Source organism: Hydrogenophaga sedimenti (genome assembly GCF_051857515.1).
Classification (GTDB): Bacteria; Pseudomonadota; Gammaproteobacteria; order Burkholderiales; family Burkholderiaceae_C; genus Hydrogenophaga.
In genome coordinates this window covers 1-23,365 of record NZ_JBPZHA010000006.1, presented here as the reverse complement: position 1 = coordinate 23,365, position 23,365 = coordinate 1, and the positions used below count along the sequence as shown (strand labels likewise).

Here is a 23,365-nt window from a genome sequence, read left to right as displayed (position 1 = left end):
CTACTGCAGAAAACCGATCCGGGTCTTGCCGCCATTGGCCCTGGGCAGATCGGCCGGTGTCACGCTGTAGCGGCTGTCCAGCCGGGCGTTGCCGAAGGCCGTGACCAGTGCGCGGCGCATCTCGCGCGGTGCCAGTGCCGCCAGCTGGTCGAGCACGTCGTCGGATGGCTCCGGGTCGAAGCGCTGCCCCCAGTCGTGTTCGCCCAGGATGCTGCGGTAGAGGTGGGCCGCGATCTTGCGCGCCGCGTCGGGCGAGGGCGGGGCGATCTCGAACACGTTCATGCGGTTGCGGATCGGCTCGGGAATGCTGCGCTCGTCGTTGGCGGTGGTGATCCAGATCACCTGGCTGGCGTCGATCGGCACCTCGGCGAACTCGTCCACGAAATGCTGTGCCGTGTCGTGCTCCAGCAGGCTGTAGAGAGCGCCCAGCGGGTCGTACTGCGCATCGGCCGAGGCCTTGTCGATCTCGTCGACCACGATCACCGGATTGGCGTACTGGCCATCGACCAGCGCTTCGAACACCTTGCCCGGCTTGGCGCCTTTCCATTGCGACGACGAACCCGACAACAGCCAGCCGGCCGTCATGCTGCTCATCGGCACCAGGCTCATGCCGGTGCCCAGCAGGTCGGCGATCTGCTTGGCGAAGTGGGTCTTGCCCACGCCGGGCGGGCCCAGCAGCAGGATGGGCGTGACTTCCAGGCTGTCGTGGCTGTCCTGGCTCAGCGCCACATGGCGCTTGACGTCGTCGAGCACCTCGGTGAAGTTGGGCAGCAATTCGTAGAGCGGCGCCATGTCGGGCACACCCGAGGGCTTGACGGCGAAGCGCTGCGGACCGCGTTCGAGCATGCGCTGCCAGGTGTTGCGCAGGCTCTCGTACTCGCGCTCATTGCCGTTGGCCTGCAGGTTGGCCAGCTTGCGCTCGACGGCGTCGGCATTGAACACGCTGCGCATCCGGGCGATGGGCAGTCCGAGGGTGGGGGAAGCGACCAGGCTGTGAGAGCTCATGCGGTTCTCCGGAGGGTTCGGCGACACTTTCATTCAAGCACAAGACGTGCCTGCCCGTAACGCCGGATGAACCCTGAAAAATCCCGCCTTCCCTCGGGATGGGGAAAAAGCGTGCGAACCCTCACGCCAGAAAGCACAAAGCCGCCCGAAGGCGGCTCTGGCGTGTGGAGCGCGGAAATCAGGCCTGGCCGCTGATGGCTTTCTGCAGTTCGCCCGATTCGTACATCTCCATCATGATGTCCGAGCCGCCGATGAATTCGCCCTTGACGTAGAGCTGGGGGATCGTGGGCCAGTTGCTGTATTCCTTGATGCCCTGGCGGATGCCGTCGTCTTCGAGCACATTGACGGTCTTGACGGACTTGGTGTCCACGCCGCAGGCCTTGAGGATCTGGATGGCGCGGCCGGAGAAGCCGCACATCGGGAAACTCGCGTTGCCCTTCATGAACAGCACGATGTCGTTGGATTTGACCAGTTGGTCGATCTGGTTTTGCGCGTCGCTCATGGTGGGCGTCCTGGGTTCGGTGGAAGGTGGCCGGATGTTGCCGGAGACAGGGTGGGAATTATCGCGCGCCGGGCCAAAGTCCGCCGGTGCAACGCGCGATGTCCGCCAGATCCCGGCGGCTGCTGATGGCTTCGAATCCCCGGGCCGCCAGCAGTTCCCGCACGGCGGCGGCCTGGTCGTGCCCATGCTCCAGCAGCAGCCAGCCGCCCGGGGGCAGTGAGGCAGGCGCCTGCGCCACGATCTGGCGGATGTCGTCCAGGCCGTCGGGGCCGGCGGTCAGGGCACTGACGGGTTCGTGGGTGAGCGCGGCGAGGTGCGGGTCACCCTCGGCGATGTACGGTGGGTTGCTGGCAATCACGTGGAAACATTCGCCCGGCACGGCTGCCAGCCAGGCGCCGTGGGCAAAGCGCACCGGCAGGCCCAGTCGCCGGGCATTGGCCTCAGCGACCGCCAGGGCATCGGCGCTGGCGTCGGTGGCGGTGACCTGTGCGTCGGGCCGGCGGGCGGCGACGGTCAGGGCGATGGCGCCGCTGCCGGTGCCCAGGTCCAGCAGGCGGGGGGCGCCGGTGCCGGGCGTGGGCAGCAATTCCAGTGCCCATTCCACCAGCACCTCGGTGTCCGGACGCGGCACCAGCACGCGGGCGTCCACGTTCAGTGTCAGGCCACCAAACTCCTTTTCACCCAGCAGGTAGGCCACTGGCTCGCCGGCCTGGCGGCGCCGCTGCAGCTGCTCCCAGCGCGCCGCGGCTTCGGTTGGCATCTGGTCGCCATCGTGTGCGATCAGCCAGGCGCGGTCGTGCGGCGAGCGACCCAGTGCGTGCAGCAACAGCATCTGCGCGTCCAGCCGGTCCAGGCCCTCTTGCCGGGCCAGGTCCAGGGTGCTGCGGATGAACAGTCCGTCGCTCACCGTGTGTTCCTCTGTTCCAGCTCCGCCAGCAGTTCGGCGCCGCGCGCCACCTGCAGCGCGTGGATCACGTCGCCGAGGTCGCCCTCCATCACCTGCAGCAGCTTGTAGAGCGTGAGGTTGATGCGGTGGTCGGTCAGGCGCCCCTGCGGGAAGTTGTAGGTGCGGATGCGGTCGCTGCGGTCGCCGCTGCCGACCAGGCCCTTGCGGGTGGCGGCTTCCTTGGCGGCGCGCTCGCTGCGCTCTTTTTCCTGGATGCGCGCCTGCAGCACCTGCAGCGCCTTGGCCTTGTTGCTGTGCTGGCTGCGGCCGTCCTGGCACTCGGCCACGATGCCGGTGGGCAGGTGCACCACGCGCACGGCCGAATCGGTCTTGTTGATGTGCTGGCCGCCGGCGCCGCTGGCGCGGAATGTGTCGATGCGCAGGTCGGCCGGATTGAGCTTCACGGCCTCGGCCTCGTCGGGCTCGGGCATCACGGCGACGGTGGCCGCGCTGGTGTGGATGCGGCCCTGCGTCTCGGTCGCGGGCACGCGCTGCACGCGGTGGCCACCCGATTCGAACCGCAGCTGACCGTACACGTTGGCAACCGGTCCGCGCCCGGCGATGCGCAGCACCACTTCCTTGTAGCCGCCGAGTTCGCTGGGCGATTCGCTCACGATCTCGGTGGTCCAGCCCTGGCTGTCGGCGTAGCGGGTGTACAGGCGCGCCAGGTCGCCCGCGAACAGGGCGGACTCGTCCCCGCCGGTGCCGGCGCGGATTTCGACGAAGGCCGGGCGTTCGTCGTCCGGGTCCCTGGGCAGCAGCAACTGCTGCAGTTCGGCGTCGAGCCGTTCCAGATCGGCCAGGGCGGAGTCGATCTCTTCCTGCGCCATCTCGGCCATGTCCGGGTCGGCCAGTATCTCCTGCGCACTGGCCAGATCGGCTTCGCGCTGCTGGTGGCGGTCGAAGGCTTCGACGATGAGCGATGCATCGGCGTGCTCGCGGCTGAGCGTGCGAAAACGCTCCAGGTCATTGACGACATCGGGCGCCGAGAGCAGGGCGTCCAGCTCGTGCAGGCGGGCCTTCTGGCGCAGCAGGGTGTCGCGGACAAAGGGTTTCATGGACAAGGCGAAAAAAAGGGCGACGGCGGCGGAGCAACGCACGGAGCCGACAGACCGTGCTCAGGCGCCTCGAAAGCGCCGGTCGGCGTCGCTAGGACTTTTCGCGCAGGAACAGGCGCGAGACCGTCTGCGCCGTGGCGGCGCGCGACTCGGCATCGCCGGCGTGCAGCTCGGCCAGGGTGCCGTGCAGCATCTTCTGTGTCAGCCCTTTGGACAGGGCCTCGAGCACCGCCTCGACCGGTTCGCCCTTGGCCAGCAGCTTCTTCGCGCGCGCCAGTTCGGCGGCGCGCCAGACGTCGGCCTGGGCGTTGATCTGCTGGATCAGTGGCACCACGCCGCCTTTGGCCGGATCGCGCTGCTCCATCCAGTGCATGAAGCTGAGCACGCCCGCGTCGATGATGGCCTCGGCCTGCGCGACGGCCGCCTGGCGGTTTTCCTTGCCGGTCTGCACCACGCTGGCCAGGTCGTCCACGGTGTACAGGTACACGTCGCTCAGGCCCTTGACCTCGATCTCGATGTCGCGCGGCACGGCCAGGTCGACCATGAACATGGGGCGGTGCTTGCGCTTCTTGAGTGCCCGCTCGACGGCGCCCAGTCCGATGATGGGCAGGGTGCTGGCGGTGCAGCTGATGACCGCATCGAACTCGTGCAGGCGCTCGGGAATGTCGGCCAGGCGCAGGACCTGGGCGCCGAAGCGGCCGGCCAGGGCCTCGCCACGTTCGAGCGTGCGGTTGGCGATCGCCATGGCCTTGGGCGTCTTGGCCGCGAAGTGCGTGGCGGCCAGTTCGATCATCTCGCCGGCGCCGACAAACAGCACCTTGATGTCTTTCAGGTCCTCGAACAGCTGCGAGGCCAGCCGCACGGCGGCGGCGGTCATGCTGATCGAATGGGCGCCGATCTCGGTCGAGGTGCGCACCTGCTTGGCGACCGAGAAGGAGCGCTGGAACAGCTGGTGCAGTGTGGTGCCCAGGGCGCCGGCCTCGTCGGCGGCGCGCACCGCGTCCTTCATCTGACCCAGGATCTGGGCCTCGCCCAGCACCATGCTGTCCAGGCCGCTGGCGACGCGAAAAGCGTGGCGCGCGGCCTCGCCTTCGCGCAGCACGTAGGCATGTTCCTTGAGCACATGGGTGCTCACGCCGCCGGTCTGGGCCAGCCAGTCCAGCGTCGGCTCCACGGCCGACTGTTCGCCCGCACCGTAGAGCTCTGTGCGGTTGCAGGTGGACAGCAGCGTGGCCTCGGGCTGGCGCGCCAGACTCTGACGATAGCCGTGCAGCGTGGGCTGGATCTGGTCGAGCGCGAACGCAAAACGGCCCCGCAAATCAAGCGGAGCCGTGTGGTGGTTGATGCCGAGCGCCCAGACAGACATGGGCCGGATTATAAAATTGCCCGCTCTGTTGCGGCCCCACCTTCCATGACCTTCTTTGCCTTGCTCGGCCACCTGGCCAATTTCGTGGCCCCAGCCCTGGTCATGGCGGCCCTTCTGTGGGCGGCGCCGCGCCTGAAAAGGAGTGGGCGGGCGGTGCGTTACCGGCCGGTGGTCGAGTGGTCGGTGCTGGCCGGTGCCGGTGTGCTGGTGCTGCTGGGCGGGCTGGTGGTGTTCGGCCGCGACGGCAAGATGTTGACTTACGCGGCCCTGGTGCTGGCCCAAGGCTCCCTGGGCTGGTGGATGCGCCGCCGCTGACGGCGTCTTCTCTTCCTCTGCGGATCAGTCGGGCGCGAACAGGTCGACGCGGTCGGTGATCAGGCCGTCGATGTCCAGCGCCCACAGGCGCTCGGCCTCCCGGGGTTCGTTGACCGTGTAGGCCAGGGCGCGCAGGCCGGCGTCATGTACCGCGGCCATCGTCCCGGCGTCCCAGAGCACCTCGTCGCACACGATGGCCACGCAGCCCAGCGATTGCGCGTGCGCCAGCCAGCCGTCCCACAGTGTCTCCAGCAGCAGCCCGCGGGGCAGCTGCGGCGCCGCCGCCTTCGCGCCAGCGAGGGCGTGCGGCTGGAACGAGGTCAGCAGGGGCAGCACATCGGCATCGGCCCAGAGCCGTGCCGCTTCGAGCGCCACCACCCGGCCGGTTTCCTCCTCCAGGCCCGGGGTCGGTTTGATCTCGATGTTCAGCAGGCAGGCGTTGGCGCGGCAGAACCGGGCCACGGCTTCCAGCGTGGGCAGCGTTTCACCGGCGAACCGGCGCGAATGCCAGCGGCCGGCGTCGTGCCGGCTGAGGGTGGACCAGGGCTGCTCGCCCGCGATGCCCTGGCCGCCGGTGGTCCGGTCCAGGGTGTCGTCGTGCAGCAGGAACACCACGCCGTCGGCGCTGAGCTTGGCGTCGCACTCGAACATGCGGTAGCCGTACCGGGCGCCTTCCCGGAACGCCGCCAGCGTGTTTTCCGGCACCAGCTTGCCGGCGCCGCGGTGGGCGATCCAGCGTGGATAAGGCCAGGCGGGCAGGGCAGGGGCGGCTTTTTTCATGGTGTCGGTGACGTCAAAACGCCCAGTTTGCCAGTACCCGCCCCCGAGGTGCGCGTATAGGGGCTGCGGTACCATCGCGGGTTCAGCGTTTCCTGCTGACCGTCCCCTTTTGCACATGAACGCCCCGACCCCTCTTCCGCTCCTGGCGACGGCCGCCGACGATGCGCCGCGCCTGCGCGAAATTCCCTACAACTACACCTCGTTCTCGGACCGGGAAATCGTGGTGCGGTTGCTCGGTTCCGGGGCCTGGGCGCTGCTGGACGAGTTGCGCGGCGAGCGCCGCACCGGCCGATCGGCCCGCATGCTCTACGAGGTGCTGGGCGACATCTGGGTGGTGCAGCGCAACCCCTACCTGCAGGACGACCTGCTGGACAACCCCAAGCGCCGCGCGGCGCTGGTCGAGGCCCTGCACCACCGCCTGGGTGAGGTGCAGAAGCGCCGCACGCCGCAGGACGATGCCGCGCGCGACCAGGCGGTGGGCCAGTTGCTGACGGCGGCCAAGGCGGCGGTCGAGTCGTTTGCCCGTTCGTTCGAAGCCATGGCGGCGCTGCGCCAGCGCACGAACAAGGTGCTGCGCAAGCTCACCGCCAAGGACAACATCAAGTTCGACGGCCTTTCGCGCGTGTCGCACGTGACCGACGCGACCGACTGGCGCGTGGAATACCCCTTCGTGGTGCTCACGCCCGACACAGAGGCCGAGATGGCCCATCTGGTCAGGGGCTGCGTGGAGCTGGGCCTGACCATCATCCCGCGCGGGGGCGGCACCGGCTACACCGGCGGCGCGATCCCGCTGACCTGGAAGAGCGTGGTCATCAACACCGAGAAGCTCGAAGCCATGACCGAGGTGGAGCACATCCGCATCGGTGGGCACGAGCAGCCGGTGGCGACCGTGTGGACCGAAGCCGGTGTGGTGACGCAGCGCGTGGCCGATGCGGCCGAGCGCGCGGGTTATGTGTTTGCGGTGGACCCGACCTCGGCCGAAGCGTCGTGCGTGGGCGGCAACATCGCCATGAACGCCGGCGGCAAGAAAGCGGTGCTCTGGGGCACGGCGCTGGACAACCTGGTGAGCTGGCGCATGGTGACGCCGCAGGCGCAGTGGCTGGAAGTCACGCGCACCGACCACAACCTGGGCAAGATCCACGACGCCGAGGTCGCGACCTTCGAGCTGAAGTACTTCGAGGCCGACGGCAAGACGCCGGTGCGCACCGAGCAGCTGGTGATTCCGGGCAAGTCGTTCCGCAAGGAAGGTCTGGGCAAGGACGTGACCGACAAGTTCCTCAGTGGCCTGCCGGGCATCCAGAAAGAGGGCTGCGACGGCCTGATCACCAGCGGCCGCTGGGTGGTGCACCGCATGCCCGAACACACGCGCACCGTGTGCCTGGAGTTCTTCGGCAACCCCAAGGACGGCGTGCCTTCGATCGTCGAGATCAAGGACTTCATGTTCGCCGAGCAGAAGCGCAGCGGCACGCTGCTGGCCGGCCTGGAGCACCTGGACGATCGCTACCTCAAGGCGGTGGGCTATGCGACCAAGAGCAAGCGAGGCACCCTGCCCAAGATGGTGCTGATCGGCGACATCGTCGGTGACGACGCCGACGCCGTGGCGCGCGCCACCAGCGAGGTGATCCGCCTGGCCAACGGCCGCAGCGGCGAAGGCTTCATCGCCATCAGCTACGAGGCGCGCAAGAAGTTCTGGCTGGACCGCAAGCGCACGGCGGCCATCAGCAAGCACACCAACGCGTTCAAGATCAACGAAGACGTGGTGATTCCGCTGCCGCGCATGGGTGAGTACACCCTGGGCATCGAGCGCATCAACATCGAGCTGTCGCTGCGCAACAAACTCAAGCTGTGCGAGGCGCTGGAAGCCTTCTTCGCCCGGGGCAGCCTGCCGCTGGGCAAGACCGACGACGCCAACGAACTGCCCAACGCCGAACTGCTGGAAGACCGCGTGCAGCAGGCGCTGGCGCTGGTGCGCGAGGTGCGCTCGCTCTGGTCCACCTGGCTGCGCGATGTGGAGTCGCTGTTCCCGCAACTGCAGGACCACACCCTGCGGGCGAGCTGGAAGACCCAGATCCGTCTGCCGCTGCAGCAGATCTTCACCGGTGCGGCCTTTGGTCCCATCCTGGAAGAGTGCAACGCGATCCACAAGCGCGTGCTCAAGGGCCGCGTCTGGGTGGCGCTGCACATGCACGCCGGCGACGGCAACGTGCACACCAACATCCCGGTCAACAGCGACGACTACGAGATGCTGCAGACCGCGCACGAGGCGGTGGCCCGCATCATGGTGCTGGCGCGCAGCCTGGACGGCGTGATCTCGGGCGAACACGGCATCGGCATCACCAAGCTGGAATTCCTGACCGACGCCGAGCTCAGCCCGTTCGCGGCCTACAAGGCCAAGGTCGATCCGGAAGGTCGCTTCAACAAGGGCAAGCTGCTGCGCGGCGCGGCCCACCAGTCGCTGGTCGCGGGCGACGCGAGCGTGCGCCAGTCCGACCTGGCCAACGCGTACACGCCTTCGTTCGGCCTGATGGGCCACGAGTCGCTGATCATGCAGCAGAGCGACATCGGCGCCATCGCCGATTCGGTGAAGGACTGCCTGCGCTGCGGCAAGTGCAAGCCGGTCTGCTCGACGCACGTGCCGCGCGCCAACCTGCTCTACAGCCCGCGCAACAAGATCCTGGCGACCTCGCTGCTGGTCGAGGCCTTCCTCTACGAAGAGCAGACGCGCCGCGGCATCAGCATCAAGCACTGGGAAGAGTTCGAGGACGTGGCCGACCACTGCACGGTCTGCCACAAGTGCCTGAGCCCTTGCCCGGTGAAGATCGACTTCGGCGACGTGTCGATGAACATGCGCAACCTGCTGCGCAAGATGGGGCAGAAGAGCTTCCGCCCCGGCAACGCGGCCGCGATGTTCTTCCTGAACGCGACCAGCCCGGAGACCATCAAGTTCATGCGCTCGGCCATGGTGGACGTGGGCTTCAAGGCGCAGCGCCTGGCCAACAACCTGTTCAAGCCCGCGGCCAAGGCGCAGACCAGCGCACCGCCGGCCACCCTGGGCACGGCGCCGATCAAAGAGCAGGTGATCCACTTCATCAACAAGAAGATGCCTGGTGGCCTGCCCAAGAAGACGGCGCGCGCGCTGCTGGACATCGAGGACAAGGACTACGTCCCGATCATCCGCAACCCGGTGGGCACGACGGCCGAAACCGAAGCGGTGTTCTATTTCCCGGGCTGTGGCTCGGAGCGCCTGTTCAGCCAGGTGGGCCTGGCCACGCAGGCCATGCTCTGGCACGCGGGCGTGCAGACCGTGCTGCCGCCGGGCTACCTGTGCTGCGGCTACCCGCAGCGCGGCTCGGGTCAGTTCGACAAGGCCGAGAAGATGATCACGGACAACCGGGTGCTGTTCCACCGGGTGGCCAACACGCTGAACTACCTGGACATCAAGACCGTGGTGGTGAGCTGCGGCACCTGCTACGACCAGTTGCAGGGCTACAAGTTCGAAGAGATCTTCCCGGGCAGCCGCATCATCGACATCCACGAATACCTGCTGGAAAAGGGCATCACCTTGCCGGCCGGGCAGGGCGGCTACCTGTACCACGAGCCCTGCCACAACCCGATGAAGCTGCAGGACTCGCTCAAGACCGTCAAGGCCCTGGTGGGTGACGGCGTGATCAAGAGCGATCGCTGCTGCGGCGAGAGCGGCACGCTGGGCGTGACGCGCCCGGACATCTCGACCCAGGTGCGCTTCCGCAAGGAGGAAGAGATCCGCAAGGGTGAGGCCACGCTGCGCGCCGCGGGCACTGTGGGCGAGAAGGCCAACATCAAGATGCTGACCTCGTGCCCGAGCTGCCTGCAGGGTCTCACGCGCTACGGCGACGATCTGCAGAACGGCTTGTTGGAAGCCGACTACATCGTGGTCGAGATGGCGCGCCAGATTCTGGGCGAGAACTGGCTGCCCGAATACGTTGCGCACGCCAACCAGGGCGGCATCGAACGCGTGCTGGTCTGATCAACACAAGGATTTCCATGGCTGGCCTCAACAAAGACACCCCGACACCGCAGGACATCACGGTGCATGGCGCTTCGCGTCTGCTGGAGATCGCCTTCTCGGACGGACAGACCTTCCGCATCCCGTTCGAGCTGATGCGTGTGTACTCGCCCTCGGCCGAAGTGCAGGGCCACGGTCCCGGGCAGGAAACGCTGCAGACCGGCAAGCGCGACGTCGGGGTCGTGGCGCTGGAGCAGGTCGGCAACTATGCGGTGCAGCCGACCTTCTCCGACGGCCATGAATCCGGCATTTACACCTGGGATTACCTGTATTTCCTCGGATCACAGCAGGAACAACTCTGGAACGATTACCACCAGCGGCTTCAGGCCGCCGGGGTCGATCGCGACGCACCGATGCCGGAAAAAGGCGGACACGCCTGCGGCAGCCACTGACCCCGACGGAGACCCATTCCATGGCCACCACCCACTTCGGCTTCCAGACCGTCGACGAACAGGAAAAAGCGAAACACGTGCGCAGCGTGTTCGATTCGGTCGCGCCCAAGTACGACGTGATGAACGACCTCATGTCGGCCGGCCTGCACCGCATCTGGAAGCGCTACACGATCACCGTGGCCAATCCGCAGCCCGGCCAGCAGGTGCTGGACATTGCGGGCGGCACGGGCGACCTGTCGCTGGCGTTCGCCAAGCGCGTCGGCCCGACCGGCCGGGTGGTCCACACCGACATCAACGAAGCGATGTTGCGCGAAGGCCGCAACCGCCTGCTCGATCTGGGGCAGGTGCTGCCGACCATGGTCTGCGACGCCGAGAAGCTGCCGTTTGCCAGCGACAGCTTCGATTTCGTCTCGGTGGCGTTTGGTTTGCGCAACATGACGCACAAGGACCTGGCGCTGGCCGAGATGTGCCGCGTCCTCAAACCGGGGGGCAAGTTGCTGGTCTTGGAGTTTTCCCGCGTCGCCAAGCCGCTGGAAAAGGCGTATGACTGGTACTCGTTCAACGTGTTGCCGAAACTGGGCAAGCTGGTGGCCAACGACGAGCACAGCTACCGCTACCTGGCCGAGTCGATTCGCATGCATCCCGGCCAGGAAGAGTTGCGCCAGCTGATGAAGTCGGCCGGATTCGGGCATGTGGACGTGCACAACCTGAGTGCCGGCGTGGTGGCGCTGCACCTCGGGATCAAGTGTTGACGGGCTGAAACAGAGGGAGAACAGACCATGAAACGGTGGTGGACAGGGGGATTGGGCAAGAAGCTGGTGATGCGCGGATTCCTGCGTCGCAGGAGTGCAGCGGCATTGCCTGTGGGCATGCTGGCGGCCTCCGGCCCCGGTGGCCCGGTGGTCGAACCCAAGGCCTACAGCCCGAAAAACGTGGGCAACGACGCCTCGGCGCGCCCCTGGGAGTCGGTGGCCGGTGCGGCCGCGTCCGCCAGCGCGGGTCGGCAGGTGCCCGATGGCTTTGACGCCGATGGTTTCCTGCAGGCCTCCAAGTCCAACTTCGTCAATCTCCAGGAAGCCTGGGACCGGGCCGACATCGCCAGCCTGCGGGCCATGATGACCGACGGGATGCTGGCCGAAATCCAGACCCAGCTGGTCGAGCGCGAGCGTGCCGCCGTCGAGCCGAACCGCACCGAGGTGGTGATGCTCGAGGCGCAGTTGCTGGGCCTGGAGGAGCAGGAGAGCGCCTATCTGGCCAGTGTCGAGTTCTCCGGGATGATCCGCGAGGACCTGTCGGCCGGCCCCAACCCGTTCCGCGAGATCTGGAACATCACCCGCCCGAAATCCGGCGACAGCGGCTGGCTGGTGGCGGGCGTGCAGGCGCTGCAGTGAGCCTGCACCGGACCTGCCCGGTCGGGTTGACCTGACCGGGGCGGGTTATCCGTCAAAATCGGGGGATCATGCAAAGCGATTCCCCCACCTCTTCTTCCACCCCCCGTTCGCCCCTGGGCTTCCTGCAGTCGCTGCTGGGCAGCGTCCGTCCGCCCGAGTGGGTGGTCGACGAAGTGCAGAACCGCGTGGTCCTGTTCCTCAACCATGTGCTGATGCAGGAACCGCAGGCGCAGCAGCGTCTGCGCCGCCAGCAGGGCAAGCCGGTGCGCGTGCAGTGGGGCGACTTTCACCTCACCCTGGCCGCGACGCCCGCGGGTCTGCTGGAGCGCCCGGCCGGCGACCGCCAGCCCGAACTCAACGTGACCCTGACGCAGGCTTCGCCCTTCGCGCTGGCGCAGAAGGTGCTGGCCGGTGAGCGACCCGGCGTCGACATCCAGGGCGATGTGCAGCTGGCGGCCGAGGTGGCCTGGTTGGTGGACAACGTGCGCTGGGACGTCGAAGAGGATCTGTCGCGCCTGGTGGGCGATGCGATGGCGCACACGCTGGTGGGCGGTGCGCGCTCTGCCGCGTCGGCCGTGAAGGCCTTTGTCGGTCGCCGCGCTCCCGGTGGAGCGGGCCAGGGCGACGGACACTCCGCATGACCCGGCTGCTGCGTGGCCTGTTCATCGTCTGGGTGGTGCTGCGCCACGGGCTGGACGAGCTGGTGCTGTCCAGCTTCCAGCGCCCGGGCCTGCGGCTGCTGACCCGCATCGTCTCCATCGGTCGCAACCTCGATGCGCCGCGCGGGCAGCGGCTGCGTGAAGCGCTGGAGCGACTGGGTCCCATCTTCGTCAAGTTCGGTCAGGTGCTGTCGACCCGGCGCGACCTGCTGCCGCCGGACATCGCCGACGAACTCGCGCGCCTGCAGGACCGCGTGCCGCCGTTCGACAGCGCCATTGCCGTGGCCACCATCGAGCGCGCCTTTGGCAAGAAGCTGGACGAGGTGTTCAGCCATTTCGACCAGACACCGGTGGCCAGCGCCTCCATCGCCCAGGTGCACTTCGCCACGCTGCGCGACGGCCGCCATAGCGGCCGCGAGGTGGCGGTCAAGGTGCTGCGGCCCAACATGCTGCCGGTGATCGAAAAAGACCTGAGCCTGATGCGCATGATGGCGGGCTGGGTCGAGAAGCTGTCGGCCGACGGCAAGCGCCTGAAGCCGCTGGAGGTGGTGTCGGAGTTCGACAAGTACCTGCACGACGAGCTGGACCTGCTGCGCGAGGCGGCCAACGCGGCCCAGCTGCGCCGCAACATGGCAGGCCTGGACCTGGTGCTGATCCCCGAGATGTTCTGGGACTACTGCCGCACCGAGGTCATGGTGATGGAACGCATGAATGGCGTGCCGATCAACCGGGTCGACGAGCTGCGCCAGCGGGGTGTGGACATTCCCAAGCTGGCCCGCGACGGCGTGACCATCTTTTTCACCCAGGTGTTCCGTGACGGCTTCTTCCATGCCGACATGCACCCGGGCAACATCCAGGTCAGCGTCGACCCGGCCACCTTTGGCCGCTACATCTCGCTGGACTTCGGCATCGTCGGTACCCTGACCGAATACGACAAGGAATACCTGGCGCAGAACTTCACGGCGTTTTTCCGGCGCGACTACAAGCGCGTGGCCGAGCTGCACATCGAGAGCGGCTGGGTGCCGCCCGAAACCCGGGTGGACGAACTGGAGTCGGCGATCCGGGCGGTGTGCGAGCCGTACTTCGACCGCCCGCTCAAGGAGATCTCCCTGGGCATGGTGCTGATGCGCCTGTTCCAGACCTCGCGCCGCTTCCAGGTGGAGATCCAGCCGCAGCTGGTGCTGCTGCAGAAGACGCTGCTGAACATCGAAGGTCTGGGGCGTGAGCTGGATCCCGAGCTGGACCTCTGGGCGACCGCCAAGCCGTTCCTCGAAAAATGGATGGTCGAGCAACTTGGCCCCCAGAAGCTGCTGCAGCAACTCAAGGCCGAGGCGCCCCAGTACGCGAAGCTGTTGCCGGCCCTGCCGCGCCTGCTCAACGACTACCTCCAGCACCGGCCGCACCAGCTGCGCGCCGAGCTGGACAGCCTGGTGGCGGAGCAGCGCCGGACCAACCGGCTGCTGCAGGGCATCGTCTACGGAGGCGTCGGCTTCCTGCTGGGGCTGGTGATTCTGCCGATGCTGGTTCGCCTGCGTCTCTGGTGAGGGCCGTTTTCCCGGGAACCTTGAACCCGGAAAAGGCGACCCCCATCTATAATTTCAGGTTTTGTTCAACTTCCCGGGCCAGCCGGGGCGCCACCGGTTTGACCGGTCAAAAGTGCGCTCAGGGCCGGTTTCCGTCACTTCCTTTGCCCACGCCATGCCGATCTATGCCTACAAGTGCGAGTCCTGCGGCCATGCCAAGGACGTTCTGCAGAAGATTTCCGACGCACCGCTGACCCAGTGCCCTTCCTGTGGTGCGGATGCCTTCCGCAAGCAGCTGACCGCCGCCGGCTTCCAGCTCAAGGGCTCGGGCTGGTATGCCACCGACTTCAAGGGCGGCGCCACTGCCACGTCCGCCCCGGCAGCGGGCGCCGCAGCCGCTGCGCCGGCCGCAGAGAGCAAGCCGGCTGAGACCGCCAGCGCAGCGCCCGCCACGCCCTGCGGCGGTTCCTGCGCCTGTCATTGATGACCATGGATCGCATGGCCTCCGTCCGCAAGTGGCTGCTGGCCGGTTTGCTGGTCCTGGTGCCGCTCATCATCACCCTGTGGGTGCTGGAGTGGGTCGTCTCGACGCTGGACCAGACCTTGCGTATCCTGCCGGCCGCCTGGCAGCCGGACCAGCTGTTCGGTTTCCACATCCCCGGCCTGGGCGTGATCTTCGCGCTGGTCGTGGTGCTGTCCATCGGCGCCCTGGCCTCCAACATCATTGGCAACCAGCTGGTCAACTGGTGGCATGCGCTGCTGCACCGCATTCCGGTGGTGCGTTCGATCTACTCGGGCGTCAAGCAGATCTCCGACACCCTGTTCTCCGAAAAGGGCAACGCCTTCCGCAAGGCGGTGCTGGTGCAGTGGCCACACGCCGGCATGTGGACCATCGGGTTTCAGACCGGCGCACCGGGCGGCGAGGTGTTGCAGCACCTGCAGGTCCGGACGATCGACACGGGAGAGCAGGACGCTTTCCTCAGCGTCTTTGTCCCCACCACCCCCAACCCCACCGGCGGCTATTTCGTCATGGTTCGCCAGAGCGACTGTGTCGAGCTGCAGATGTCGGTGGACGAAGCCCTGACCTACATCGTGTCCATGGGCGTCATCGTTCCCGGTGGCCCCAAGAACCCTGCATTGAAGACGGCGGAAGCTTCTGCCCGTTCCTGAATTTCCTGCCACGTCAAGTGGCCACACTGCTGAAAGAAGAACCGACATGGCCATGCGCTCCCACTATTGCGGTCTGGTGACCGAAGCCCTTCTGGGCCAAACCGTGCAACTCTGCGGCTGGGTCAACCGCCGCCGCGACCACGGTGGCGTGATCTTCATCGACCTGCGCGACCGCGAAGGCTATGTGCAGGTGGTCTGCGATCCCGACCGCGCCGAGATGTTCAAGACCGCCGAAGACGTGCGCAACGAGTTCTGCGTGCAGGTCACCGGCCTGGTGCGCGCCCGCCCGGCCGGCACCACCAACGACAAGCTCAAGAGCGGCCAGATCGAAGTGCTGTGCCACGAGCTCAAGGTGCTCAACCCCTCGGTGACGCCGCCGTTCCAGCTGGACGACGACAACCTGAGCGAGACCACCCGCCTGACGCACCGCGTGCTGGACCTGCGCCGTCCCTATATGCAGAACAACCTGATGCTGCGCTACCGCGTGGCCATGGAAGTGCGCAAGTTCCTGGACGCCAACGGCTTCATCGACATCGAAACGCCGATGCTGACCAAGAGCACGCCCGAAGGCGCGCGCGACTACCTGGTGCCCAGCCGCGTGCACGACGGCCAGTTCTTCGCGCTGCCGCAATCGCCCCAGCTGTTCAAGCAGCTGCTGATGGTGGCCGGCTACGACCGCTACTACCAGATCACCAAGTGCTTCCGCGACGAAGACCTGCGCGCCGACCGCCAGCCGGAATTCACGCAGATCGATATCGAAACCTCGTTCCTGACCGAGGAAGACATCCGCGAGATGTTCCAGGGCATGATCAAGACGGTGTTCCAGAACACCCTGGGCGTGGACCTGGGCGAGTTTCCCATCATGGCCTACAGCGAAGCCATGCACCGCTTCGGCTCCGACAAGCCCGATCTGCGCGTGAAGATGGAGTTCACCGAACTCACCGACGTCATGGCCGACGTGGACTTCAAGGTCTTCAGCGCGCCGGCGCAGATGAAGGGTGGCCGCGTGGTCGCGCTGTGCGTGCGCGGCGGTGCCGAAATGCCGCGCAGCGAGATCGACGCCTACACCGAGTTCGTCAAGATCTACGGCGCCAAGGGCCTGGCCTGGATCAAGGTCAACGAGCTGGCCAAGGGCAAGGACGGCCTGCAGTCGCCCATCGTCAAGAACCTGCACGACAAGGCCATCGCTGAAATCCTGGCCCGCACCGGCGCGCAGGACGGCGACATCCTCTTCTTCGGCGCCGACAAGGCCAAGATCGTCAACGACGCCATCGGCGCGCTGCGCCTGAAGATCGGCCACAGCGCCCTGGGCAAGAAGAACGGCCTGTTCGAAGACCGCTGGGCCCCGATGTGGGTGGTGGACTTCCCGATGTTCGAACACGACGAGGAAGCCGACCGCTGGACCGCCGTGCACCACCCGTTCACCGCGCCCAAGGACGGTCATGAAGACTGGATGGTCACCGCGCCCGAGAAGTGCATCGCCAAGGGCTACGACATGGTGCTCAACGGCTGGGAAATTGGCGGAGGCTCGGTCCGTATCCACACCGCGGCCGTGCAGCAGAAGGTGTTCGACGCCCTGAAGATCACGCCCGAAGAGGCGCAGATCAAGTTCGGATTCCTGCTGGACGCGCTGCAGTACGGCGCCCCCCCGCACGGTGGTCTGGCCTTCGGTCTGGACCGCATCGTCACGCTGATGACCGGCGCCGAGTCGATCCGCGACGTGATCGCCTTCCCCAAGACCCAGCGTGCCCAGTGTCTGCTGACCCAGGCCCCCAGTCTTGTGGACGAAAAACAACTGCGCGAACTGCACATCCGTCTGCGCAACCCGGATGCGGTCAAGCCGGCCTGAGAAGGGCTTCGGCTAGCATGAAAGGGCGCCTTGGGCGCCCTTTTTGTTTTCTGCCATGGTGCAAGCTCAAGCTCCGATCAGGACCCCATTCAAGATTCCGCGCTCGGTTCTGGTGGTCATCCACACCCCGGATCTGGACGTCTTGCTGATCGAGCGGACGGATTCGCCGGGGTTCTGGCAGTCCGTCACTGGCTCCCTCGATGCCGACGACGAGCCCTTTGCCGAGGCTGCGGCGCGCGAGGCCATGGAAGAAACCGGGCTCGATGCAAAGGCCCAAGGCCATGTGCTGACCGACTGGTGGCTGGAGAACGTGTACGAAATCTACCCGCAGTGGTTGCACCGATACGCGCCTGGGGTGGTGCTCAACACGGAGCGGATTTTCGGGCTTTGCATCCCCGCGACTCGACCGGTGACGCTCAATCCCAGGGAGCACCGGGCGCAACGCTGGCTGCCCTGGCGGACGGCGGCGGATCAGTGCCACTCATCGTCGAACGCCGAGGCCATTCTCCATTTGCCGACTCTTGTTCGGGTAGCAAACACAAAAAATAAGGGTTAACCCTCAAGCTGGGATCTGCCGCATCTCTGTGGCGCGAACTCTGATTCTTGTGCAAGAAGTTACTAAAAAGGTACTTCTTACACGGCAAGGGCCGATCCGACAGGCTTTCCCGCTTCCTTTTTTTGGTACCCTTGAAAGGTACAACCTAAGTTACAAGCGCGGGCAATCCGTTGCGTCTTGTTACACAAAATACGCACCAGCATGAACAAGTCATACAAGTCGATCTGGAACGAGTCGTTGGGCACTTATGTGGCGGCTTCCGAAGTAGCCGTTTCTGGCGGCCGCAAGGTGTCGTCGGCCCGCAAGTCGCGCAGGGCTCCTGAGCGAGCGCTCTCCAGTCAGTTGGCTTTGGAGCAACGCATCGTCTTTGATGCGGCGCTGCCCGCAACGGTCATCGAGACCAGCACGGACAAGACGCAGGCGCAAGACTTGTTGCTGGCGCAGGACAACCATGCCGCGGACTCGGCGGCCGCGGCCTCGACCACGACGGTGCCGGCCGATTCCGCGGCCACCACAACGAATGCCGTGACAGTGCCGGTGACGACCGATGCCGCGAAGGCACCGGCCGAAACCACTGCCGCCACAGCGACGACGGCTCCCGTGGCGGAACGGCCAGGCGAGGCGGTCGCTGTCGCCAAGCCCGTTGCCTCCACGCCTTTGGTGGTGGCCGACCGGCCGCAGGCAGAGAGCAAGCCCGAGCTTGTCACGTCCGCGCTGATCCATGAGTCCGTGAGCGATTCGCAATCGGGTCGTGTGGAGGTGATCTTCGTTGACTCCGTGGCAGCCAGCATCGTCAATGAGCTGGACTGGATTCCCGGTCAGATCTATGTGCTGGACGCCAGCCGCGATGGCGTCGAGCAGATTGCTGAAATCCTGGCCGGCCAGACCGGTATCGACGCGATTCACATCATCAGCCACGGCAGCGCCGGTCAGCTGGAGCTGGGCAATGCCGTGCTGGACACGACCTCGATCACCGAGGAGCATGCCGACGAGCTGGCGGTCATCAGAGCCTCGCTGTCGCAGGACGCGGACATTCTTCTCTATGGGTGCGAGGTTTCGTCGACGCCGGAAGGTGTGGCCTTTGTGGACGCGCTGGCCGACGCGACAGGTGCCGATGTCGCCTCTTCCGACGACATGACCGGCACCGACATGCTGGGTGGAGACTGGGTGCTGGAAACCCAGTCCAGCGACGGCAGCATCGAAACCACCGTGATCACGGCGGCGCAGTGGGCGGGTGTCCTGACCACCCCGGCCAACGTGGGAGCCGGGGCCGTTCTGGGAACCGATGCTGCCAAGAACATCTACAGCATCGACCTCACCACCGGCAAGGCCACCCTGCTGACGACCGCTCCGGCGACCGTTGGAGGCGTGTCCACCGGCACCTCCGGAACCGGCCTCAACTCGCTGGCCGTGGACCAGGTCAACGGCCTCATCTACTACTGCTCGAACGACTCGGCCACCACCAACGTGGCGCTGTTCGCGTACGACTACATCAACAATGTCCACATCCTCATCGATGCCGACCTGACCGTCAACACGGCAGGTGTCGGCAACGTTGCGGTCGGAGACCGTGGGGTTGGCAGTGGCGGGGGGGTCTTTGCCAACGGCGCGCTCTTTCTGGGTGTCGAGAACAATTCTGGCGGGGACGGCGCTGGTGCCTTGGACGACGACTCCATCTACCGGATTGTGTTGTCCGCCGATGGACGTTCGTTGAACACGGCGGCTGGCTCGGTGACCCGTCTCGTGAGCAACATCACCGGCAACGACTGGGGTGACCTTGGGTACGACTCCGCGAACAACACACTGCTGAGTTCTCAGGGGACGACGCTCACCCGCTATTCGCTCAACGCCGGGGGAACCACGGTCACCGCGACCAACTCGGTCGCCAAGCCGTCCACCAATACCCAGATGGCCCTGAGCCAGGCTGGCAACGTGTATGTGCTGGGCACGAGCGTCCAGCAAATCAATGGCACCACAGGCGCCAACATCGGCACCGCGGTCAACATCACCACCAATGGAACGACGGCGCTGGGTTCGCTCAACGATGCCGCTGCCTGGACGCCACCGACCGCCACCCTGGGTGACCGGATTTTCACCGACACCAACACCAATGGGGTCTTTGACGGAACCGACTCTGGCATTGCTGGCGTGACGGTACGTCTGGTGGACGACGTCAACAACAACGGCGTGGTCGATGCGGGTGAGCGGGTGTTGGCGATTGACACCACCAATGCCACTGGCAACTATCTGTTCACCGGTGTGCTGCCGGGCAACTACATCGTCCAGGTGACGGATACCGGCGGTGTCCTGGGCACCGGGCGCACCTACACCACGGCAGGTGGCAGCATCAGGGCCGATGCGGATGTGTCTCAGGTCGGCAGCACCAATCTCACGATGGACTTTGGCCTGAACAACAGGCCTCCGGTGAATGTGGTGCCTGGTGCGCAGACGGTGCCGGAAGATGGCACCCTGAACATCTTGGGTGTGTCCACCAGCGACCCCGATGGCAACCTGGCCACCACACAGCTGACGATCACCAACGGCGTCATCAACGTGAGCCTGGCTGGGGGTGCGACCATCTCGGCCGGCGCCAACGGCAGCAACACACTGACCCTTTCGGGTACTGCTGCACAGATCAATGCCGCACTCGCCTCCATCGGGTATCAGCCGACGGCCAACTACTTCGGCGCTGCGGTGCTGACGGTCCTGTCGACGGACGTGGCAGGTCTCTCCGACACCGACACGGTGAACATCAATGTGACCTCGGTCGACGATTTTCCGGTGGCCACCGCGAATACCGCCACCGTGGCTGAGGGCGCGGCCAACGTCAGCGGCAACGTCAAGACCGACGGCACGGCCGACACCAACGGTGACGGCACCCCGGCCCAGAACACGACAGGCATTGTGGGTTCGACGACGGGCAGCTACGGCACGGTGGCACTCAACGCCGATGGCACCTACACCTACACGCTGAACAACGGCAATGCGACGGTGCAGCAACTCGCTCCCGGCGAGACGCTGCAAGAGGTCTATACCTACCGCCTGACGGACCTCGACGGTGACACCTCGACGGCGACGCTGACGATCACCATCACGGGCACGGAAGACCTGCCATTGGCGGTGGCCGACACCAACACGGTGGCCGAAGGTACGGCCACGGTCACGGGCGGCGTCAAGACCAACGACACCAATGGTGACGGCACGCCGGCGCAGAACACGACGGGGATCGTGGGTTCGACGACGGGCAGCTACGGCACGGTGGCACTCAACGCCGATGGCACGTATACGTACACGCTGAACAACGGCAATGCGACGGTGCAGCAACTCGCTCCCGGCGAGACGCTGCAAGAGGTCTATACCTACCGCCTGACGGACAAGGACGGCGACACCTCGACAGCGACGCTGACGATCACCATCACGGGCACGGAAGACCTGCCGGTGGCGGTCAATGACACGGCCACGATCGCCGAAGACACGGCCACGGTCACGGGTGGTGTCAAGACCAACGACACCAATGGCGATGGCACCCCGGCGCAGAACACGACGGCCCTGACCGGCTCGGGCACGGGCAGCTACGGCACGGTGGCACTCAACGCCGATGGCACCTACACCTACACGCTGAACAACGGCAATGCGACGGTGCAGCAGCTCGCTCCCGGCGAGACGCTGCAAGAGGTCTATACCTACCGCCTGACGGACAAGGACGGAGATACCTCGACGGCCACCTTGACAATCACCATCACGGGCACGGAAGACCTGCCATTGGCGGTGGCCGACACCAACACGGTGGCCGAAGGTACGGCCACGGTCACGGGTGGTGTCAAGACCAACGACACCAACGGTGACGGCACGCCGGCGCAGAACACGACGGCGCTGAGCGGCTCGCCCACGGGCAGCTTCGGCACGGTCAGCCTGAACCCGGACGGCACCTACACCTACACGCTGAACAACGCCAACCCGACGGTGCAGCAGCTCGCCCCTGGCGAGACACTGGCCGAGACGTACACGTACGTGCTCACGGACAAGGACGGTGACACCTCGACGGCCACGCTGACGATCACCATCACGGGCACGGAAGACCTGCCGGTGGCGGTCAATGACACGGCCACGATCGGGGAAGAGACGCCCACGGTCACGGGCGGTGTCAAGACCAACGACACCAACGGCGACGGCACGCCGGCGCAGAACACGACGGCGCTGAGCGGTTCGCCCACGGGCAGCTACGGCACGGTGGCACTCAACGCCGATGGCACGTACACGTACACGCTGAACAACGCCAATCCGACGGTGCAGCAGCTTGCCCCTGGCGAGACGCTGGCCGAGACGTACACGTACGTGCTGACGGACAAGGACGGTGACACCTCGACGGCGACGCTGACGATCACCATCACCGGCGCGGAAGACCTGCCGGTGGCCACGCCCAACACCAACACGGTGGCTGAGGGCGCGGCCAACGTCAGCGGCAACGTCAAGACCGACGGCACGGCCGACACCAACGGCGATGGCACGCCGGCGCAGAACACGACGGGGATCGTGGGTTCGACGACGGGCAGCTACGGCACGGTGGCACTCAACGCCGATGGCACGTACACGTACACGCTGAACAACGGCAATGCGACGGTGCAGCAGCTCGGCCCCGGCGAGACGCTGCAAGAGGTCTATACCTACCGCCTGACGGACAAGGACGGAGATACCTCGACGGCCACCTTGACAATCACCATCACGGGCACGGAAGACCTGCCATTGGCGGTGGCCGACACCAACACGGTGGCCGAAGGTACGGCCACGGTCACGGGTGGTGTCAAGACCAACGACACCAACGGCGATGGCACCCCGGCGCAGAACACGACGGCGCTGAGCGGCTCGCCCACGGGCAGCTACGGCACGGTGAGTCTGAACCCGGACGGCACCTACACCTACACGCTGAACAACGCCAACCCGACGGTGCAGCAGCTTGCTCCTGGCGAGACGCTGGCCGAGACGTACACGTACGTGCTGACGGACAAGGACGGTGACACCTCGACGGCGACGCTGACGATCACCATCACCGGGTCGGAAGACCTGCCGGTGGCCACCCCCAACACCAACAGCATCAACGAAGGTGCGATGCAGGTCTCGGGCAACGTCAAGACCGACGGCACGGCCGACACCAACGGCGACGGTACCCCGGCGCAGAACACGACGGCACTGACCGGCTCGGGCACGGGCAGCTACGGTACGGTGGCACTCAACGCCGATGGCACCTACACGTACCAGCTGGACAACACCAACCCGACGGTCAACCAGTTGCTGCCGGGCCAGACGCTGCAGGAGACCTACACCTACCGCCTGACAGACAAGGACGGCGACACCTCGACGGCCACGCTGACGATCACGATCGTGGGCACGGACAACGTGCCGATCGCGGTGGACGACACCAACACGATCGCCGAGGACACCCCGACGGTCAACGGCAACGTCAAGACCAACGACACCAATGGAGATGGTGGGCCTGCAGCGAACACGACGGCGCTGAGCGGCTCGCCCACGGGCAGCTACGGCACGGTGGCACTCAACGCCGACGGCACCTACACCTACACACTGAACAACGCCAACCCGACGGTGCAGCAACTCGCTCCCGGCGAGACGCTGCAAGAGGTCTACACCTATGTCCTGACAGATGGTGGCGGTGAGACGGAGTCGGCCACGCTGACGATCACCATCACCGGGTCGGAAGACCTGCCGGTGGCGGTGGCCGACACCAACACGGTGGCCGAAGGTACGGCCACGGTCACGGGTGGTGTCAAGACCAACGACACCAACGGTGAC

At 66.0% G+C, this 23,365-nt stretch carries 17 protein-coding genes and 1 pseudogene; 12 read left to right on the top strand and 6 right to left on the bottom strand.

Going from position 1 to position 23,365, the window contains the following annotated elements:
* From ACS5NL_RS11235 to hemA, 5 genes are all read right to left on the bottom strand, one after another.
* A complete protein-coding gene (locus ACS5NL_RS11235; RefSeq protein WP_439353884.1) occupies window positions 1-1,005 on the bottom strand; it encodes an AAA family ATPase in 1,005 nt (334 codons plus the stop codon).
* Between the two features lie 178 nt (window positions 1,006-1,183).
* Window positions 1,184-1,507, bottom strand: coding sequence for a Grx4 family monothiol glutaredoxin (gene grxD, locus ACS5NL_RS11230; protein WP_439353883.1), 324 nt, complete (start codon window positions 1,505-1,507; stop codon window positions 1,184-1,186).
* Window positions 1,508-1,565: 58 nt separating this feature from the next.
* The gene (gene prmC / locus ACS5NL_RS11225) at window positions 1,566-2,414 is read right to left on the bottom strand and encodes a peptide chain release factor N(5)-glutamine methyltransferase (RefSeq protein WP_439353882.1); all 849 of its coding nucleotides are present in this window, start codon (window positions 2,412-2,414) and stop codon (window positions 1,566-1,568) included.
* A complete protein-coding gene (gene prfA / locus ACS5NL_RS11220) occupies window positions 2,411-3,511 on the bottom strand; it encodes a peptide chain release factor 1 (protein WP_439353881.1) in 1,101 nt (366 codons plus the stop codon). The genes prmC and prfA overlap by 4 nt, the downstream gene beginning before the upstream one ends.
* A gap of 91 nt (window positions 3,512-3,602) precedes the next feature.
* Window positions 3,603-4,877 carry a glutamyl-tRNA reductase gene (gene hemA, locus ACS5NL_RS11215; RefSeq protein WP_439353880.1) on the bottom strand — a complete coding sequence of 425 codons (1,275 nt, stop codon included), beginning with the start codon at window positions 4,875-4,877 and terminating at the stop codon, window positions 3,603-3,605.
* A gap of 45 nt (window positions 4,878-4,922) precedes the next feature.
* On the opposite strand from hemA, the gene ACS5NL_RS11210 reads away from it, so the two are divergent.
* Window positions 4,923-5,192: a hypothetical protein gene (locus ACS5NL_RS11210; RefSeq protein WP_439353879.1), complete on the top strand. Its 270-nt coding sequence runs from the start codon at window positions 4,923-4,925 to the stop codon at window positions 5,190-5,192.
* A 24-nt stretch (window positions 5,193-5,216) separates the two neighbouring features.
* Here the strand turns inward: ACS5NL_RS11210 and ugpQ are convergent, their stop codons facing one another.
* Window positions 5,217-5,972, bottom strand: coding sequence for a glycerophosphodiester phosphodiesterase (gene ugpQ, locus ACS5NL_RS11205; RefSeq protein ID WP_439353878.1), 756 nt, complete (start codon window positions 5,970-5,972; stop codon window positions 5,217-5,219).
* 115 nt (window positions 5,973-6,087) lie between these two features.
* On the opposite strand from ugpQ, the gene ACS5NL_RS11200 reads away from it, so the two are divergent.
* From ACS5NL_RS11200 to ACS5NL_RS11150, 11 genes and pseudogenes are all read left to right on the top strand, one after another.
* Entirely contained in the window at window positions 6,088-9,978 is a 3,891-nt protein-coding gene (locus ACS5NL_RS11200; protein ID WP_439353877.1) for a DUF3683 domain-containing protein, read from the top strand.
* Between the two features lie 17 nt (window positions 9,979-9,995).
* Complete coding sequence (locus ACS5NL_RS11195) at window positions 9,996-10,409, top strand: gamma-butyrobetaine hydroxylase family protein (protein WP_439353876.1); 414 nt, start codon at window positions 9,996-9,998, stop codon at window positions 10,407-10,409.
* Between the two features lie 20 nt (window positions 10,410-10,429).
* Window positions 10,430-11,161 (top strand): bifunctional demethylmenaquinone methyltransferase/2-methoxy-6-polyprenyl-1,4-benzoquinol methylase UbiE, encoded by a 732-nt coding sequence (gene ubiE / locus ACS5NL_RS11190; protein ID WP_439353875.1) that lies wholly within the window; start codon window positions 10,430-10,432, stop codon window positions 11,159-11,161.
* Between the two features lie 63 nt (window positions 11,162-11,224).
* A pseudogene (locus ACS5NL_RS11185) lies at window positions 11,225-11,800 on the top strand (Tim44 domain-containing protein); the annotation flags it as partial.
* Window positions 11,801-11,868: 68 nt separating this feature from the next.
* Window positions 11,869-12,441: a hypothetical protein gene (locus ACS5NL_RS11180; protein WP_439353874.1), complete on the top strand. Its 573-nt coding sequence runs from the start codon at window positions 11,869-11,871 to the stop codon at window positions 12,439-12,441.
* Window positions 12,438-14,003, top strand: coding sequence for a ubiquinone biosynthesis regulatory protein kinase UbiB (gene ubiB, locus ACS5NL_RS11175; protein WP_439353873.1), 1,566 nt, complete (start codon window positions 12,438-12,440; stop codon window positions 14,001-14,003). The genes ACS5NL_RS11180 and ubiB overlap by 4 nt, the downstream gene beginning before the upstream one ends.
* A 154-nt stretch (window positions 14,004-14,157) precedes the next feature.
* Window positions 14,158-14,466, top strand: coding sequence for an FmdB family zinc ribbon protein (locus ACS5NL_RS11170; RefSeq protein ID WP_439353872.1), 309 nt, complete (start codon window positions 14,158-14,160; stop codon window positions 14,464-14,466).
* A 14-nt stretch (window positions 14,467-14,480) separates the two neighbouring features.
* Window positions 14,481-15,152: a DUF502 domain-containing protein gene (locus ACS5NL_RS11165; RefSeq protein WP_439353871.1), complete on the top strand. Its 672-nt coding sequence runs from the start codon at window positions 14,481-14,483 to the stop codon at window positions 15,150-15,152.
* Window positions 15,153-15,198: 46 nt separating this feature from the next.
* Complete coding sequence (gene aspS / locus ACS5NL_RS11160; RefSeq protein WP_439353870.1) at window positions 15,199-17,001, top strand: aspartate--tRNA ligase; 1,803 nt, start codon at window positions 15,199-15,201, stop codon at window positions 16,999-17,001.
* A 55-nt stretch (window positions 17,002-17,056) separates the two neighbouring features.
* Window positions 17,057-17,557 (top strand): dihydroneopterin triphosphate diphosphatase, encoded by a 501-nt coding sequence (gene nudB / locus ACS5NL_RS11155; RefSeq protein WP_439353869.1) that lies wholly within the window; start codon window positions 17,057-17,059, stop codon window positions 17,555-17,557.
* Window positions 17,558-17,758: 201 nt separating this feature from the next.
* On the top strand, window positions 17,759-23,365 hold a 5,607-nt coding region (locus ACS5NL_RS11150; RefSeq protein WP_439353868.1), incomplete at its 3' end, for a cadherin-like domain-containing protein.